Annotated in this window: 1 pseudogene; it reads left to right on the plus strand. The window is 67.1% G+C overall.

Annotated features, from left to right (window positions below):
* Positions 1-213, plus strand: a pseudogene (locus tag C1I97_RS38770) (TIGR03960 family B12-binding radical SAM protein); the annotation flags it as partial.

Consider the following 213-nt stretch of genomic DNA (forward strand, 5'->3'; position numbering starts at 1 on the left):
GTGCAGAAGCCGATCCAGTACGTGGGCGGCGAGCTCAACTCGACCGTCAAGAACTGGGACGACTGCGACGTCCGCTGGGCGCTGATGTACCCGGACGCCTACGAGGTCGGCCTGCCCAACCAGGGCGTGCAGATCCTCTACGAGGTGCTCAACGAACGCGAGGGCGTCCTCGCCGAGCGCACCTACAGCGTCTGGCCCGACCTGGAGGCGCTG

The organism is Streptomyces sp. NTH33, from assembly GCF_003236365.1.
Classification (GTDB): domain Bacteria; phylum Actinomycetota; class Actinomycetes; order Streptomycetales; family Streptomycetaceae; genus Streptomyces.